This window comes from Nocardia sp. NPDC050378 (assembly GCF_040655675.1).
Classification (GTDB): Bacteria; Actinomycetota; Actinomycetes; order Mycobacteriales; family Mycobacteriaceae; genus Nocardia; species Nocardia coubleae.
The window spans coordinates 148,300-163,855 of the sequence record NZ_JBFAKI010000010.1; the positions used below are offsets into that span (position 1 = coordinate 148,300).

The following is a 15,556-nucleotide window of genomic DNA, read 5'->3' on the forward strand; positions in this document are numbered from 1 at the left end:
ACATGCTGTGGGAAGCCCTGCTGTGGGTCGTGTTGATCGCCGGCCTGGCCGGCACGTGCGCGTACTACCTGCGCAGGCGCGGGAAAGGCCATGAGGGCGAATCGGTCAACGAGTCGGTGGGCCAGGTGTTCACCCTCGTCGCCGGTTTGCAGGTGGTGCTCGCCTCGTTCCTGCTCATCGGTGTACTCGACACCAACTCCGCCGCCGAGAAAGCGGTCTCGGACGAAGCGGACCGGCTACTCGCCCTGCAATGGGCGGGCGATTCGCTGCCGGAGCCCGCCCGCAGCACCATCTCCGCCTCGGTGCGGCGATACACCGGCGAGGTGATCGAGGTGGAATGGCCCGCCATGAAGGCCGCCAAGGAGGTCGACGACACCGCCTGGACCGAACTCAGTGAGGTGCGCACCGCCATCGCCGCCACACCGGCGGCCGACGAATGGCAACGTTCCCGCCAGATCGCGGCGGCGGACCGGCTGTGGGAGGTCTACGAGGCACGTCAGACCCGAGTGGAAGCCGCGGGCAGCACGCTGTCGCCGATGATGTGGGTGGCGCTGATGCTCGGCGCGCTGCTGTCGATCGGCCTGTCGCTGTTGTTCGCCGGCACCAGCGCCCGGGTGCACGTCGTGGTCGTGGCGAGTTTCGCCGCCGTGGTCACGTTCATGATCTACACGATCTATCAGTTGCAGAACCCGTACGGGCGGGCTGCCGAGATCAGCCCGGACGCCTTCACCGCTGTGCTGGGTCAGCTCACGTGAGAACACCGATGCGCACGGGATTCTGCGCGATCGCGGTGGGTGCCAGCCTGTGCTTGCCGGGTGCGGTCGATGCCGCACCCGGATTTCCGTTCGTCCCCGGCGCTGAGCCGGGCGGCGGAATCCCGGGCGGTGGGATCCGGCCGGACCGACCGATCGACGAGTACCCGGTTCCACCGGCCCCGATCGATGGGCGGCCCGCGGCGCCGTCACGCCCGCAGACGCCGAACACGCCGGCCCCGCCCGAGGTATCCGCCCCGGAACCAGACCGTGACTCACAAAACCAGCCCGGCGCGAACGGTCCATTCGCCCAGATCATCATCCCAGGACCAGCCCCCAGGCGCGACGCACCTCCCGCACCGCCGCCTCCCGCACCCGCGCCGGTCCCCGAAACTCCGAGCACGACACCTACCCCTGCCGTCCCCGAGCCGGGGCTCCCCGGCCCCGCGCCGGAGCCACCGCTGCTTCCGCCACCCGACCCACCGGGCCATGGCGACCTGCCGGGAATCCCGGTGCCACCCGAGCCACCTCACGCCGAGCCCGGAATGCCCTTGGCTCCCGTTCCTGTGCCACCGCCCGATGTCCCACCACCAGCGGCACCCGTCCCGCCCGACCTTCCACCACCGGCGCCCGCCCCGTTCGACATACCCCCACCCGCTCCCGCGCCGTTCGACATACCGGCCCCGGCGCTGCCCAACCCGGACCCGCCGCCGATCGCTCCCGCCCCGATACCCCCGCAACCGCCGACAGTGCCGGAGCCGCCTGCGCCCGCTCCACCCCAGGAGGCTCCCGCACTCCCCGCACCACCGGCTCGCACCGAACAACCCCGACCCAGCACACCGACCAGCCCGCCCGCGGTTCCTTCGACAGTCCCGACAAGGCCACCGGTGCGGATCCCGGCCTCGCGAGAACGGGAATCCGAGGTCGTCGACGCGCGTCCGGTCGTCGAGGAGCAACGACGATGGGCACTGGCCATCCTGCTGCTCGTGATCGGCAGCGCGGGCGCGGCCAGAGCCGCGACGCGCCGCTCCTGAGCCCGGCCTACCGAAGGGCCCGAAACGACAATCGCCGCAATCCCGTACGGGATTGCGGCGATTGTGCGTAGCGCGTCAGTGCTTCTCGACGCCCAGGTAGTACTCGAAGACCAGGCCCGCGGCAGCGGCGAGAACCATCACCACACCGAGACCGATCAACCAGAACTGGAAGAACGCCAGGCCCAGCGCCGTCACCGAACCGGCGGCGGCCAGGGTGATGGGCCAGAAGCTGCCGGGCGAGAAGAAGCCCAGGTCGCCCGCGCCGTCGACGATCTCGGCGTCCTCGAAGTCCTCGGGCCGCAGGTCGATGCGGCGGGCGACGAACCGGAAGTAGGTGCCGATGATCAGCGACAGGCCCGCGGTCAGCACGATCGCGGTGGTACCGGCCCACTCGATGCCGGTGCGCGACTGCGCGGTGAAGAAGCCGTAGACGATGCCCACCAGGATGAAGAACGCCGTGAGCAGTTCGAAGATCCGTGCTTCGATCCTCATATCAGAATCCTCACTTGCTCTCGTTCACCGAAGCGCTCTTGATATCGCGCTTGGTGTTGAAGGGGTACGTGGAGGTGGCCACCGGGGACTCGCCGATCGCCTCGAGGGCCTGACCGTTGGTCTTGCCGTCGATGCGCGCCTGCAGGTACTGGGCGAACTTCTCCGGCGAGACCGCGCGGACCTCGAAGTTCATCATCGAGTGGTAGGTGCCGCACATCTCGGCGCAGCGGCCGACGAACGCGCCTTCCTTCTCGATCTCGGAGATCTGGAAGACGTTGTCGGACTGGTTTTCCTTCGGGTTCGGCATCACGTCGCGCTTGAACATGAACTCCGGCACCCAGAAGGCGTGGATCACGTCGGCGGCGGCGAGCTGGAACTCGATGCGCTTGCCGGTGGGCAGCACCAGGATCGGGATCTCGGTGCTGGAACCGACGGTCTCGACCTTGTCGTAGTGCAGGTACGAGAGGATGTCGTTGGCCGGCTTACCGTGCAGGGGGCCCGGCTGCTTCTTGCCGTGGTCGCCCTCGCGCTCCTCGTAGCCGCGCAGCTGCTCCTCGTTGGCCAGCTCCCGCTCGGTGTCGATGCCGTTCCAGGTGAGGCCGCCCACGTTGGCCACGTCGCGGTAGCCGAACTTCCAGTTCCACTGGAAGGCGGTCACGTCGACGGTGACGTCCGGGTTGTCGGTCTTCTCGTGCACGTAGTTCTGCACGACGACGGTGAAGTAGAACAGCACCGCGATGATCACGAACGGGATCGCGGTGTACGTCAGCTCCAGCGACACGTTGTAGCCCGTCTGGCGCGGGAACTCCGGGGAGTCCTTGCGCTTGCGGTGCATGATGACGGTCCAGAAGGTCAGACCCCAGACCAGCACGCCCATGGCGAGCGCGGCCAGGACCGACCAGGTCCACAGCTCCCGCATCCGGGTCGCCTGCGGCGTGATGCCCGAGGGCCAGCCGAACCGCAGCCAAACATTGTCGATCGAGCAGCCCGAGACCAGGAGAGCAGTCATCCCCAAGGACACCGCCAGCCCGGCCCGCCGAAGGATACGGCCCTGCCGACCCCGAACGGGTCGAGCCCCGATCTCTTCGCTCGCCTTGTGCGCCACGCTCACGCCTTCCTGGTCGCTACACATTCCGACACTTTGCGTCTTCGGGGCCGCGATCCGCCCGTCCGACACGTTTTCCAGCACGTTTCGGTCCGTCCCGAGTATCGCGGCTGCGACGCCGGTTCACCTGAGAAGGACCTGAGTACTACGCAGCGTAGACCAAAGCGGGTGCTGTCTTGTCGCGGGGTCGGATTCGACACTCCGCCTTGATCGGACGCGACCGCACGACCTGGGGTTCTGTCCGCGCCACCCGGTGATTCGGGCGGACGCGCGAACCGCCGCACCGGGTTTCGCGGCGCACATGCCCGCTCGCCTGGGTACCGGGCGGGCGGAGTCGGTAGAGTTCAGTGCAACCCCGGTCGATCCCGTCGCGCCGGACGTCCACGCGCCGAGCCTGCCAGGTGGTCGCACCACCGTCGCTCACGCGCACATCGAACGAGAGAAGGTTGCCGACACGTGTGCGGACTGCTCGGATTCCTGACAGCTGATGCGGCGACGACCGAGGTGGTCGATCAGGTCTACGACGCCCTGCACTGCCAGCGCCACCGCGGCCCGGATGAAAAAGGCACCTGGCACGGTGTCGCCTCCGAGCGGGGGCCGCTCGACGACCACATGATCTTCGGCTTCAACCGCCTCTCGATCATCGATATCGAGCACTCGCACCAGCCGCTGCGCTGGGGCCCCGCGGACAACCCGCAGCGCTACGCGATGACCTTCAACGGCGAGATCTACAACTACCTCGAACTGCGCGAGCAGCTGGCCGCCGAACATGGCGCGGAGTTCCCCGAGGGCAAGATCTTCGCCACCGACGGCGACGGCGAGTCGATCGTCGCCGCCTTCCACTTCTGGGGCCCCGAGGCCGTGCGCAAGCTGCGCGGCATGTTCGCGTTCGCCATCTGGGACACCGAGAAGCAGGAGCTGTTCCTCGCGCGCGACCCGTTCGGCATCAAGCCGTTGTTCTACGCCACAGGTCCCGGCGGCACCGCGTTCGCCAGTGAGAAGAAGAGCGTGCTCGAACTGCTGAGCCCGCTCGGGGTGTCCGACGAGCTCGACCCGCGCGCCCTCGAGCACTACACCGTGCTGCAGTACGTGCCGGAGCCCGAGTCGCTGCACAAGCACATCCGCCGCCTCGAGTCCGGCACCTACGCCACCGTGCGGGTGGGTCAGGAGCCCGAGGCCACCCGCTACTTCCGCCCCGACTTCCGGGTCCGCCCGTTCGCGCAGGGTGCCGAGCAGGCCCGCTACGCGGAGATCGCCGCCGCCCTCGAGGACTCCGTCGCCAAGCACATGCGTGCCGATGTCACCGTCGGTTCGTTCCTGTCGGGCGGTATCGACTCCACCGCCATCGCCGCGCTGGCCATGCGACACAACCCGAAGCTCATCACCTTCACCACCGGTTTCGAGCGCGAGGGCTACTCCGAGGTCGACGTGGCCGCCGAGAGCGCCGAGCTGATCGGCGCCCGTCACATCGTGAAGGTGGTCTCCCCCGCCGAGTTCGCCGCCGCCATCCCCGAGATCGTGTGGTATCTCGACGACCCGGTCGCCGATCCGGCGCTCGTTCCGCTGTACTTCGTGGCCAAGGAAGCCCGTAAGCACGTCAAGGTCGTGCTGTCCGGTGAAGGCGCCGACGAGCTGTTCGGCGGCTACACCATCTACCGGGAACCGTTGTCGCTCAAGCCTTTCGAGTACCTGCCCGCCGGAGTGCGCAAGCTTGTCGGCAAGCTGGGCGACCGTATCCCCGACGGCAAGCGCGGCAAGTCCCTGCTGCAGCGCGGCTCGCTCACCCTCGAGGACCGCTACTACGGCAATGCCCGCAGTTTCAACGACGCCCAGCTGCGTTCGGTGCTGCGTGAATTCCGCCCGGAGTGGACCCACCAGGACGTCACCGCCCCGATCTACGCCCAGTCCAGGGGCTGGGACCCGGTCGCGCGCATGCAGCACCTCGACCTGTTCACCTGGTTGCGCGGCGACATCCTGGTCAAGGCCGACAAGATGACCATGGCCAACTCCCTGGAACTGCGCGTGCCGTTCCTGGACAACGAGGTGATGCGGGTCGCCCAGGGTCTGCCCTACGACCAGAAGATCACCAAGGAAACCTCGAAGTACGCGCTGCGTCAGGCCCTGGACGGCATCGTCCCCGACCACGTCCTCAACCGCGCCAAGCTCGGCTTCCCGGTCCCCCTGCGCCACTGGCTGCGCGGCACCGAACTCTACGACTGGGCCGAATCCCAGATCGCCGAGTCCCAGACCGACCACCTGCTGAACAAGCCGGCCGTCCTGCAGATGCTGCGTGACCACAAGGCAGGCGTCTCCGACCACAGCCGCCGCCTGTGGACCCTGCTGGTCTTCATGGTCTGGCACGGCATCTTCGTCGAAGACCGCATCAAACCCGAAATCCAGGAACCGACCTACCCGGTCTCCCTCTGACAACACGAACGCCCCCGGGAAATCTCGGGGGCGTTCGCCTTTTCAAGATCAGCTAGAGGAGGACGGCCAGGTCGTCGGCGGCTTCGGGGCCGTAGGCCTTGGCTAGGCGCTCGAGGGCGTCCTGGGTGTCGAGGGTCCATTCCTGGGTGCCGGTGGTTTCCAGGACGAGGACGGCGATGAGCGAGCCGAGCTGGGCGGCGCGTTCCAGGCTCAGGCCCGCGCGGTGGGCGGTGAGGAAGCCCGCTCGGAAGCCGTCGCCGACGCCGGTCGGGTCGACCTTGCTCAGCTCGGGAACCACGCCGACCCGGACCTCGGTGCCGTCGGTGTCGACCACGAGCACACCCTCGGCGCCGAGGGTGGTGACCCGGATGCCGACCTTCGCGGTGATCTCGGCTTCGCTCAGGCCGGTCTTGGACTGCAGCAGCGCCCACTCGTACTTGTTGGTGAACAGGTAGGCGGCGCCGTCGACGAGTTCGGCGGCCTGCTCGCCGTCGAGGCGGGCCAGCTGCTGCGAGGGGTCGGCCGCGTACGGAATGCCCTGCGCCTTGGCCTGGCGGGTGTGGGCGATCATCGCCTCGGGGTCGTTCGCGCCGACCAGCACCAGATCCACCGCGTGATCGGCGGCGATCGCGGCGATGTCGATCTCGCGCGCCTCGCTCATGGCGCCGGGGTAGAACGACGCGATCTGGGCCATCGTCTCGTCGGTGGTGCACACGAAACGCGCGGTGTGGGACTTGGCCGACACGTGCACGGCCGAGCAGTCGACCCCGTTGTCCTCCAACCACTTCCGGTACTCGGCGAAGTCGGCGCCGACCGCGCCGACGAGCAGCGGACGCTGCTTCAGCAGGCCCATCGCGTAGGCGATATTGCCCGCGACACCGCCGCGGCGGATCTGCAGATCGTCGACGAGGAAACTCAGCGACACATGGTCGAGCTGATCGGCGAGCAGCGCATCGGCGAATTTGCCGGGGAAACGCATGAGGTGGTCGGTGGCGATGGACGCGGACACGGCTACAGACACGAGGCGAAGCCCCTTCGGCGCTAGACGGAAACAAAGAAGCCCGGGATCACCAGATCCCGGACCTCAACCGTAGCAAGCGTGACCGCCGGTAGTTCACCTCTTGGTCACCTCGCCACGTCGTCGCGGCGCATGTGAGCGCGGGTTCACGGAGCCCGCAAACCCGCGGCAGCCGACCTCAGTTGAACGAATCGCCGCAGGCGCAGGAGCCCGTCGCGTTCGGGTTGTCGATGGTGAAGCCCTGCTTCTCGATGGTGTCGACGAAGTCGATCGAGGCACCCTGGATGTAGGGGGCGCTCATGCGGTCGACCGCCAGCTTCACGCCGGAGAACTCGACGACGATGTCACCGTCGAGGACACGGTCGTCGAAGAACAGCTGGTACCGCAGGCCGGCACAGCCACCCGGCTGCACGGCGATCCGCAGGGCGAGGTCGTCGCGACCTTCCTGGTCGAGCAGCGCCTTCGCCTTGGCGGCGGCAGCGTCGGTCAGCGTCGCACCGTGGGTTTCGGTGGCGGTCTCGTTCTGCACAGTCATGGACACTCCTAGTTCGGCTCAGCCCGTCAACGGACCTCAGGTGCACAGCGCACGACTGAAATCAACACATCGCACCGGCTGCGTTATTCCATTTTGCCACCCATGCCGGCGCGTGTGGACCCGCCCCGGGTGCTCGTGCCCACACTACTCGCCTACCGGGTGTGATCCAGCTCGCATCGGTTCCACGGTGAGACCACCGGCACCGCCGGGGAGACCGAGTTTCCCCCTGCTCGGCCCCATCGAATAGCCTGGTGAACGTGAAATTGTTCCGTCGCGACGAGTCCAGCACCATCGACGAGTCCGTCGACCCCTCGGTGCCCGACGTCGAGAAGACCGCCGCCGCACCCGCATCGACCACGCCAGGTAAGGGTCGCCCGACCCCGAAAAGGCGTGACGCCGAAGGCAAACGACGCGGCCCGGTGGCGCCCGCCCCGATGACGGCCAAGGAGGCGCGGGCCCGCCGCAAGGCGGCCAAGGGCAACCGCGCCGACCGCAAGGCGGCGGCCGCGGACCGTCGCGCGGCCGTGCAGGAGCGGCGCGCCAGGATGCTGGCGGGCGAGGACAAGTACCTGCTGCCGCGTGATCAGGGCCCGGTCCGCGCGTATGTGCGCGATCTGGTCGACGCGCGCCGGAACCTGGTGGGCTTGTTCATGCCGATGGCGCTGGTGCTCATCCTGTCGATGTTCGTGGCGCCGCAGCTGCAGAGCATCGTCACCCTGGCCATGCTGGTGATGATGCTGTTCATGATCATCGAGGGTTTCGTACTCGGCAAGATCGTGAACAACCGGGTGATCGCGCGGTTCCCCGAGACCACCGACACCGGTTTCAAGCTGGGCTGGTACGCCTTCGTTCGCGCGTCCCAGATCCGCAAGATGCGTGCCCCGAAGCCCCGGGTCGGCCCGGGCGACGCGGTATAACTTCCCCACCTGCGCGAATGCCGTTCCATCCACCCGGATGGGACGGCATTCGGCGTTTCAGAAGTGACCCGGACGGATCTCGGTCGAGTAGCCGGCGATCGCGCGGAGCTCGGCATCGATGCGCTGAGCGTCCCGGTCGATGACCCCGGTGGCGCCCGCGGTGCCACGTCCGGCGAAGACGGCGAGTGCGGTGATGGCGGCGAGGGCGATCAGAAAAGTAAGCATGGCAGTAATTTTGCGTGCGTTGGTTTTCAGCCGAAAGTGGCTGTTCTGTCATTGTGCGTAAAAATTCGGCCAGTAGGATGGGGTGATGTTGTCCCGGGTTGCGGTCGTCCTCAACGAGAAGCTCGCGATGTTCGAGTTCGGTGTCGTCTGTGAGGTTTTCGGGCTCGATCGCACGGCCGACGGGTTGCCCGGTTTCGAGTTCCGGGTCTGTGGGGCGGAGCCGGGTAAGCCGCTGCGCTCGACGACTCCCGGCGTCACCGTGACGCCCGAATACGGGCTCGACGAGCTCCTGCACGCCGATCTCGTCGCGATTCCCGCATTCCCCTTCACCGCCGAGCACGCCTACCAGCCCGGCGTCGTCGAGGCGGTCCGCGCGGCCTCCGATGCGGGCGCCACCATCCTCACCGTCTGCTCCGGGGCGTTCCTCGCAGGTGAGGCAGGCCTGCTGGACGGGCGCAAATGCACAACCCATTGGCGCTATGTCGACACCCTCGCCGCGAAGTACCCCGAGGCCACCGTCGACCCCGACGTGCTGTTCGTCGACGAAGGCAACCTCATCACGAGCGCGGGCACCGCGGCAGGCATCGATGCCTGCCTGCACCTGGTCCGCCGGGAGATCGGCACGGCCGCCGCCAACGGTATCGCCCGCCGCATGGTGGTACCGCCCCAGCGCGACGGTGGTCAGCGCCAGTTCATCGAGCAGCCCATCCCCGAATGCCACGCGGTGGGCCTGTCGGACCTGCTCGCCTGGCTCAGCGAGAACCTGGCGCACCCACACACCGTCGACGAACTCGCCGCCCGCGCCAGCATGTCCACCCGGACCTTCGCCCGCCGCTTCGCCGCCGAAACCGGAACCACCCCGGTCAAATGGCTCACCACACAGCGCGTGCTGTTCGCCAAACACCTGCTCGAAGCCACCGAACTGCCGCTGGAACGCGTCGCCGACCAGTGCGGTTTCGGATCCGGCGCGCTGCTGCGCCACCATTTCCAGCGCCAGGTCGGCCTGGCCCCCACCGAGTACCGCAGGCGCTTCGGCTCCGGGAACTGATCGACCGGATCACTACCGGGCTGTTCGCTCCGGATTCGCCTGTGAGGCCTCACAATTTGCGAACACGTGGGTTCATCGACAAGCCTCAGCGACTTGACCTGCGATAGGGAACCTGGTCACCTGGAACGGTGTTACGTAGCGGGTGGGGAAGTTTCGCGCGGTTGAGGACGGCTCTGGCGGCCGTGACGGCGGCCGTGGTGGTGTCGACGGTCGGTTCGGCAACGGCTGCGGCCGTGCCTGGGGTGTCGCGTACGCCCGCAGGCGGTTTCGAGGAACTGTTCGTTCCGTCGAGCATGGGGCCGATCAAGGTGCAGGTGCGGTGGGCGGCGCGGGGCGGTTCGGCCGCGCTGTATCTGCTCGACGGTTTGCGGGCACCCGCCGACCACAGTCAGTGGACGACCGATACCGATGTGCTCGACCGATTCGCCGGTGACAACGTCACTCTGGTGTTCCCCGTCGGGGGGCATTCGAGCTTCTACACCGACTGGTACCGCCCGAGCAGCACCAACGGACAGGCCACCACCTACCGGTGGGAAACGTTCCTCACCCGCGAACTACCAAACTTCCTTGCCGAATACGGTGTTTCACGCACGAACAACGCGGTGGTCGGCGCCTCCATGGGTGGCAACGCCGCGCTGACGCTGGCCGCGCACCACCGCGACCAGTTCCGGTTCGCGGGCGCGTTCTCCGGTTTCCTCAACCCGACCTTCCCCGGCTGGGATCTGACGATGCGCGCCGCCATGCTCGACGAGGGCCGCTTCAATCTCGACGACATGTGGGGCCCGGTCGGCGATCCCGCCTGGCGGCGCAACGACGCGACCGTCCAGGCCGAACTGCTACGCGGCCTGCCGCTCTACATCACCTCGGGCAACGGCGTGCCCGGCCCACTCGACGCCGGTTCCGCGGTGGGCAACACCGTCAATGCGATGGGCATCGAGTCGCTGGCCGTGATCGCGGCCAGCATCTTCCGGGAACGAACCACCGCCCTCGGCATCCCCGCCCGCGTCGACATCACCGCGGGCACCCACACCTGGCCGTACTGGCAGCAGTCGCTGGCCAACGCCCGGCCGATGATCCTGCAGGCACTCGGCGAAGCCTGAGATCCCGGCGGCCCAACCGCCGAGCCTCGCGATGGCGCCGATTGCTACCGTGCTGCCATGTCGGCCACTGCTTCACGCACCCTCGTTCTGGGTGGCGCCCGCTCGGGCAAGTCCGCGTTCGCCGAGGGACTGCTGGCCGAGGCGACCGAGGTGCGCTATCTGGCCACCGCCGTCCTCGATCCCGCCGACCACGACTTCGCCGAGCGCGTCGCCGCCCATCGCGATCGGCGCCCGGCGCACTGGTCGACCGTCGAGAACGTCGAACCGGCAACGGTTCTCACCACCGGCGCACCCGCGACCCTGCTCGACGACATCGGCACCTGGCTCACCGCCCGCCTCGACGCCCGCGCCGCCTGGGATGCACCGCGCGGCACCGTCACCCCCGACTGCGACGAACTCGTGGCGGCCGTCGCGGCCTACCGGCAGCGGCTGGTGATCGTGTCGCCCGAGGTGGGAATGGGTGTCATTCCGGCGACGCGGTCGGGTCGGCTGTTCCGGGACGAGATCGGCACCCTGAACCAACGGCTGGCCCAGGTGTGCGACGAGGCGTTCCTGATCGTGGCCGGGCTGCCGGTCCGGTTGAAATGAGCCGGGGTCGCCCGGCACACCGTGGTCCGGGCAAGATGAGCAGCGAAGAACCACTTTGTCGAAAGGCTTGCCAGTGACACACGGATTCGGCCCGGTCGCGGCCCCCGACGCGCAGGTGCGTGCCGCGGCCGAGCAGCGCCAGACGCAGCTGACGAAACCGGCCGGATCGCTGGGACGACTCGAGGAACTCGGCAACTGGATCGCCGCCTGCCAGGGTGTGTGTCCGCCGAAGCAGTTCGAACGTGCCCGTGTGGTGGTGTTCGCCGGTGATCACGGTGTCGCCGAGCACGGCGTCTCGGCGTATCCGAGCGAGGTCACCGCGCAGATGGTCGCGAATTTCCTGGCCGGTGGGGCGGCGGTGAACGCGCTGGCCGCCGTCGCGGGTGCGACCGTGCGCGTCGCCGACATCTCCGTCGACGGCGACACCGATCCGACGGTCTCCCAGCACAAGGTGCGCCGCGGCTCCGGCTCCATCGACCGCGAGGACGCGCTCACCGACGACGAGGTGGCCGCCGCGCTCGCCGCCGGGCGGGCGATCGCCGACGAGGAGGTCGACGCGGGCGCGGATCTGCTGGTCGCCGGGGACATGGGCATCGGCAACACCACCCCCGCCACCGTCCTCGTCGCCACCCTCACCAACACCGAACCGGTCGCCGCCGTCGGACGCGGAACCGGTGTCGACGACGCGGGCTGGATCCGCAAGGTCGCCGCCATCCGCGACGGCATGCGCCGCGCGCGCCCCGTCGCCGCCGACCCCGTCGAACTGCTGCGCGTGGCGGCGGGTGCCGATTTCGCCGCCATGGTCGGGTTCCTCGCCCAGGCCGCCACCCGCCGCACCCCCGTCCTGCTCGACGGTGTCGTCGTCACCGCGGCCGCCTTGGTCGCCGAGGACCTCGCCGCGGGCGCCAAAGCGTGGTGGCTCCCGGCCCACCGCTCCACCGAGCCCGCCCACGACCTGGCCCTGAAACACCTCCGCCTGCAACCACTTCTGGACCTGAACATGCGCCTCGGCGAAGGTTCCGGCGCCCTCACCGCCCTCCCCCTCCTCCGCGCCGCCGTCGCCACCCTCTCGGAGATGTCCACTTTCGCCGACGCGGGCGTGAGCACACCCGACGAAGCACCTGTCGACCTCGTCAAGTGACACCGCGAAACACAGTTCACCCCAGCGTGTCCGAGGAAAGCCCGCGTCGGCCCCGCCACAGGCACGCCATAGCCCTGGCCGAATCGTGCTGGTGGGGAAGACCTTTCGAACCGGTTCCGCGCCCGTCGGCTACTCACCGCGCAACACGGAGCACCGGACCGACGCGCCGCCCACCGCGTGGTTGCCGATACCCACACGACCGGGCCCGACGTCCACCCCACCGACCGGGCCTTACTCCACCACGCGGTCGCCGACACCCGTGCGGCGCAGGCGCATGTGAGCACCGCCCGGCGTCCGATGCCGCCGCTGCCGTGACGGGCACCTTTCGCTCCACCAGGACGGTGTGCCCCGACACCACTCGGGCACCGGCCGCAGGCCGATCGAGCGGCAAGGTGGGGCCGTTGTGAACGCCGTGCGATTGGCGATCTCCTGGCTCACTGTCGCACCCGTTCGCGGCCCGGCGCAGGTCGACAGTGCCGTCGCGGGGCGGGCGATCACGCTCGCGCCGTCGGTCGGACTGCTGCTGGGCGGTGGGGTGGCCGGCGCGCTGTGGGTGTTCGAGCGGGCCGGGCTCACCAGCGCGCTCGCCGGCCTGCTCGCCGTGGGGTTTCTCGCCCTGTGCACGCGCGGTATGCACCTCGACGGGCTCGCCGATACCGCCGACGGGCTCGGCAGCTATGGGCCGCCCGAGCGGGCACGCGAGATCATGAAGTCCGGTGCGGCGGGACCGTTCGGGGTGGCGGCGTTGATCTTCGCGATCGGGGTTCAGGCATTCGCCTTCGCCGCGCTCGTCGACGAGCGGCGGTGGGCGGCGATCGTGCTCGCGGTGGCGCTCGGCCGGGTCGCGGTGGTCGTCGCCTGCCGACATGGCGTTGCGGCCGCTCCGGGGTCGGGTTTCGGCACCCTGGTCGCAGGCACCCAGCCGGTCGCCGCAGTGGCCGTCTGGTCTGTCCTCGCCCTCTGCTGCTCGGCATTCGTCGTTCCCGGCAACTTCTGGCTCGGCCCCGTCGTGGTCCTCACCGCCCTGGCCGGATCGGTCCTGATCACCCGCCACTGCGTGCGCCGCTTCGGCGGCATGTCCGGTGACATTCTCGGCACGACGGTGGAAATCACGACTTCTCTTGCCGCCCTTGGCTTCTCGCTGACATTCTGACTCCCCGCCGCGCGACTATGTGAAACCAGCACTGTTCACAAATGGGGTGCTCGGCGGTTGTGCGCTCCCACAGACCGCCCGGTCATCGGTACTCGGGTGCATCGCCAGCACACCGGTGGCAATACAGTGGAAGACATGTCTTCCGAGCGCCTCTACTTCCGTCAGCTGCTGTCGGGCCGGGATTACGCCGTCGGCGATCCGATCGCGACACAGATGCGCAATTTCGCGTATCTCATCGGCGATCGGGAGACCGGCGAGACCCTTCTCGTCGACCCCGCCTACCAGGCCGCCGACCTCGTCGAGGTGGCCGCTGCCGACGGCATGCGCGTGAGCGGCGTGCTGGCCACCCACCACCATCCCGACCATGTCGGCGGAACCATGCTCGGCTTCACCCTCGGCGGTGTGCGCGAATTACTCGAGAAGACCAGCGTGCCCGTGCACGTGAACAAGCACGAACTGGACTGGGTCGCCAAGACCACCGGCATCGCCCCGAGTGAACTGACGGGCCACGACAACGGCGACACCGTCTCGGTCGGCGCCTTCGACATCGAACTGCTCCACACTCCCGGCCACACCCCCGGCAGCCAGTGCTTCCTGTTCGACGGCCGCCTCATCTCCGGCGACACCCTGTTCGTCGACGGCTGCGGCCGCACCGACTTCCCCGGCGGTGACTCCGACGAGATGTTCCGCAGCCTGCGTCACCTGGCCGGGCTGAACGGCAATCCCGTCGTCTACCCGGGCCACTGGTACTCCGAGGCGCCCAGCGCCGAACTGTCCTCGGTGCGCGACAACAACTACGTGCTGCGTCCCCAGTCCCTGCAGCAGTGGCAAGCCCTGATGCCGGGCTGAGAAGCGCGAAGAGCGGGCCCACACTCGGGGGCCCGCTCTTTTTTCGCCGATTACAGCTTGCGCATCCACCCGTGGGTGTCGGCGAACGTGCCACGCTGGATACCGGTGAGCGTGTCGCGCAGCGCCATCGTCACCTCGCCCGGCTCGCCGCCACCGATCGCGAATTCGCCGTCGTGGGAACGCACCCAACCGACGGGGGTGATCACGGCGGCGGTTCCGCACGCGAAAACCTCACTGATCTCACCGGATTCTGCGCCCTTGCGCCATTCCTCCACCGAGACCTTGCGCTCCTCCACCGGGTAACCGGAGTCGGCGGCCAGGGCGAGCAGCGAGTCACGGGTGATGCCGGGCAGCAGCGAGCCCGACAGTTCCGGGGTCACCAGCCGCGCCTGCGACCCGGTGCCGAACACGAAGAACAGGTTGTTGGTGCCCATCTCCTCGACGTAGCGACGCTCGCAGGCGTCCAGCCACACCACCTGGTCGCAACCCTTCTCGGTGGCCTGGGCCTGGGCGAGCAGGGAGGCGGCGTAGTTGCCCGCCACCTTCGCCTCACCGGTGCCGCCGGGTGCGGCGCGCACGTATTCGGTGGACAACCACACCCGCACCGGCTTCACGCCGCGCGGGAAGTACGCGCCCGCGGGCGAGGCGAGCAGCAGGTACTTGTAGGCGGCGGCCGGCTTCACCCCGAGACCGGCCTCGGTCGAGAACATGAACGGACGCAGATACAGCGAGTCCTCACCACCGGCGGCGGGCACCCAGTCGGCGTCCACCTCGAGCAGCTGGCGCACCGACTCGATGAACAGCTCCTCTGGCAGCTCCGCCATCGCCATGCGGGCCGCCGAACGGCGGAACCGCGCCGCGTTGGCGTCGATGCGGAAGGTGGCGATGCTGCCGTCGGGCTGACGGTAGGCCTTGAGGCCCTCGAAGATCGCCTGTCCGTAATGGAAGACCATGGTGGCCGGATCCATCGACAACGGACCGTACGGCTCGACCCGCGCGTTGCCCCACCGACCGTCGGTGTAGTCGATCGACACCATGTGATCGGTGAAGTACCGCCCGAAACCGGGCGCCGCCAGTACCTGTTCCCGCTGCTGCGCCGAAATGGGCGCGGGGTGCGGAATACGGGTGAACTGTGCAGCGACTGTCATGATGCGATCCTATCGGGCGGTAAC

At 68.5% G+C, this 15,556-nt stretch carries 16 protein-coding genes; 10 read left to right on the top strand and 6 right to left on the bottom strand.

Going from position 1 to position 15,556, the window contains the following annotated elements:
* The first annotated feature begins 2 nt into the window (after positions 1-2).
* Together AB0I35_RS22130 and AB0I35_RS22135 are read left to right on the top strand one after the other, a co-directional pair.
* Complete coding sequence (locus AB0I35_RS22130; RefSeq protein ID WP_357398045.1) at positions 3-755, top strand: hypothetical protein; 753 nt, start codon at positions 3-5, stop codon at positions 753-755.
* A gap of 884 nt (positions 756-1,639) precedes the next feature.
* On the top strand, positions 1,640-1,786 hold the full coding sequence (locus tag AB0I35_RS22135) for a hypothetical protein (RefSeq protein ID WP_357398046.1): 147 nt from the start codon (positions 1,640-1,642) through the stop codon (positions 1,784-1,786).
* Positions 1,787-1,861: 75 nt separating this feature from the next.
* Here the strand turns inward: AB0I35_RS22135 and AB0I35_RS22140 are convergent, their stop codons facing one another.
* Together AB0I35_RS22140 and AB0I35_RS22145 are read right to left on the bottom strand one after the other, a co-directional pair.
* Entirely contained in the window at positions 1,862-2,278 is a 417-nt protein-coding gene (locus tag AB0I35_RS22140) for a cytochrome c oxidase subunit 4 (RefSeq protein WP_067495990.1), read from the bottom strand.
* 10 nt (positions 2,279-2,288) lie between these two features.
* Complete coding sequence (locus tag AB0I35_RS22145) at positions 2,289-3,287, bottom strand: cytochrome c oxidase subunit II (RefSeq protein WP_225282223.1); 999 nt, start codon at positions 3,285-3,287, stop codon at positions 2,289-2,291.
* Between the two features lie 552 nt (positions 3,288-3,839).
* Between AB0I35_RS22145 and asnB the strand changes: the two genes are divergently transcribed.
* On the top strand, positions 3,840-5,810 hold the full coding sequence (gene asnB, locus AB0I35_RS22150; protein ID WP_357398047.1) for an asparagine synthase (glutamine-hydrolyzing): 1,971 nt from the start codon (positions 3,840-3,842) through the stop codon (positions 5,808-5,810).
* A gap of 52 nt (positions 5,811-5,862) precedes the next feature.
* On the opposite strand, the gene AB0I35_RS22155 is transcribed toward asnB, so the two are convergent.
* A complete protein-coding gene (locus AB0I35_RS22155; protein WP_357398049.1) occupies positions 5,863-6,831 on the bottom strand; it encodes a carbohydrate kinase family protein in 969 nt (322 codons plus the stop codon).
* Between the two features lie 175 nt (positions 6,832-7,006).
* Positions 7,007-7,363: an iron-sulfur cluster insertion protein ErpA gene (gene erpA, locus AB0I35_RS22160; protein ID WP_067496006.1), complete on the bottom strand. Its 357-nt coding sequence runs from the start codon at positions 7,361-7,363 to the stop codon at positions 7,007-7,009.
* A 314-nt stretch (positions 7,364-7,677) separates the two neighbouring features.
* Between erpA and AB0I35_RS22165 the strand changes: the two genes are divergently transcribed.
* A complete protein-coding gene (locus tag AB0I35_RS22165; protein WP_357398131.1) occupies positions 7,678-8,280 on the top strand; it encodes a DUF3043 domain-containing protein in 603 nt (200 codons plus the stop codon).
* 57 nt (positions 8,281-8,337) lie between these two features.
* Here the strand turns inward: AB0I35_RS22165 and AB0I35_RS22170 are convergent, their stop codons facing one another.
* Positions 8,338-8,505, bottom strand: a complete 168-nt coding sequence (locus AB0I35_RS22170; protein ID WP_357398051.1) for a hypothetical protein — start codon at positions 8,503-8,505, stop codon at positions 8,338-8,340.
* Between the two features lie 85 nt (positions 8,506-8,590).
* Between AB0I35_RS22170 and AB0I35_RS22175 the strand changes: the two genes are divergently transcribed.
* The 6 genes from AB0I35_RS22175 to AB0I35_RS22200 all read left to right on the top strand — a co-directional run bounded on the left by AB0I35_RS22175 (position 8,591) and on the right by AB0I35_RS22200 (position 14,384).
* Complete coding sequence (locus AB0I35_RS22175; protein ID WP_357398052.1) at positions 8,591-9,553, top strand: helix-turn-helix domain-containing protein; 963 nt, start codon at positions 8,591-8,593, stop codon at positions 9,551-9,553.
* A gap of 194 nt (positions 9,554-9,747) precedes the next feature.
* On the top strand, positions 9,748-10,653 hold the full coding sequence (locus AB0I35_RS22180) for an alpha/beta hydrolase family protein (RefSeq protein ID WP_357398132.1): 906 nt from the start codon (positions 9,748-9,750) through the stop codon (positions 10,651-10,653).
* 57 nt (positions 10,654-10,710) lie between these two features.
* Positions 10,711-11,241 (top strand): bifunctional adenosylcobinamide kinase/adenosylcobinamide-phosphate guanylyltransferase, encoded by a 531-nt coding sequence (locus AB0I35_RS22185; protein WP_357398053.1) that lies wholly within the window; start codon positions 10,711-10,713, stop codon positions 11,239-11,241.
* Positions 11,242-11,314: 73 nt separating this feature from the next.
* The gene (cobT, locus tag AB0I35_RS22190) at positions 11,315-12,382 is read left to right on the top strand and encodes a nicotinate-nucleotide--dimethylbenzimidazole phosphoribosyltransferase (protein WP_357398054.1); all 1,068 of its coding nucleotides are present in this window, start codon (positions 11,315-11,317) and stop codon (positions 12,380-12,382) included.
* Positions 12,383-12,785: 403 nt separating this feature from the next.
* Positions 12,786-13,535 (top strand): adenosylcobinamide-GDP ribazoletransferase, encoded by a 750-nt coding sequence (locus AB0I35_RS22195; RefSeq protein ID WP_357398055.1) that lies wholly within the window; start codon positions 12,786-12,788, stop codon positions 13,533-13,535.
* Positions 13,536-13,670: 135 nt separating this feature from the next.
* On the top strand, positions 13,671-14,384 hold the full coding sequence (locus tag AB0I35_RS22200) for an MBL fold metallo-hydrolase (RefSeq protein ID WP_067643314.1): 714 nt from the start codon (positions 13,671-13,673) through the stop codon (positions 14,382-14,384).
* A gap of 50 nt (positions 14,385-14,434) precedes the next feature.
* On the opposite strand, the gene AB0I35_RS22205 is transcribed toward AB0I35_RS22200, so the two are convergent.
* A complete protein-coding gene (locus AB0I35_RS22205; RefSeq protein WP_357398056.1) occupies positions 14,435-15,532 on the bottom strand; it encodes a branched-chain amino acid aminotransferase in 1,098 nt (365 codons plus the stop codon).
* Positions 15,533-15,556: the final 24 nt, after the last annotated feature.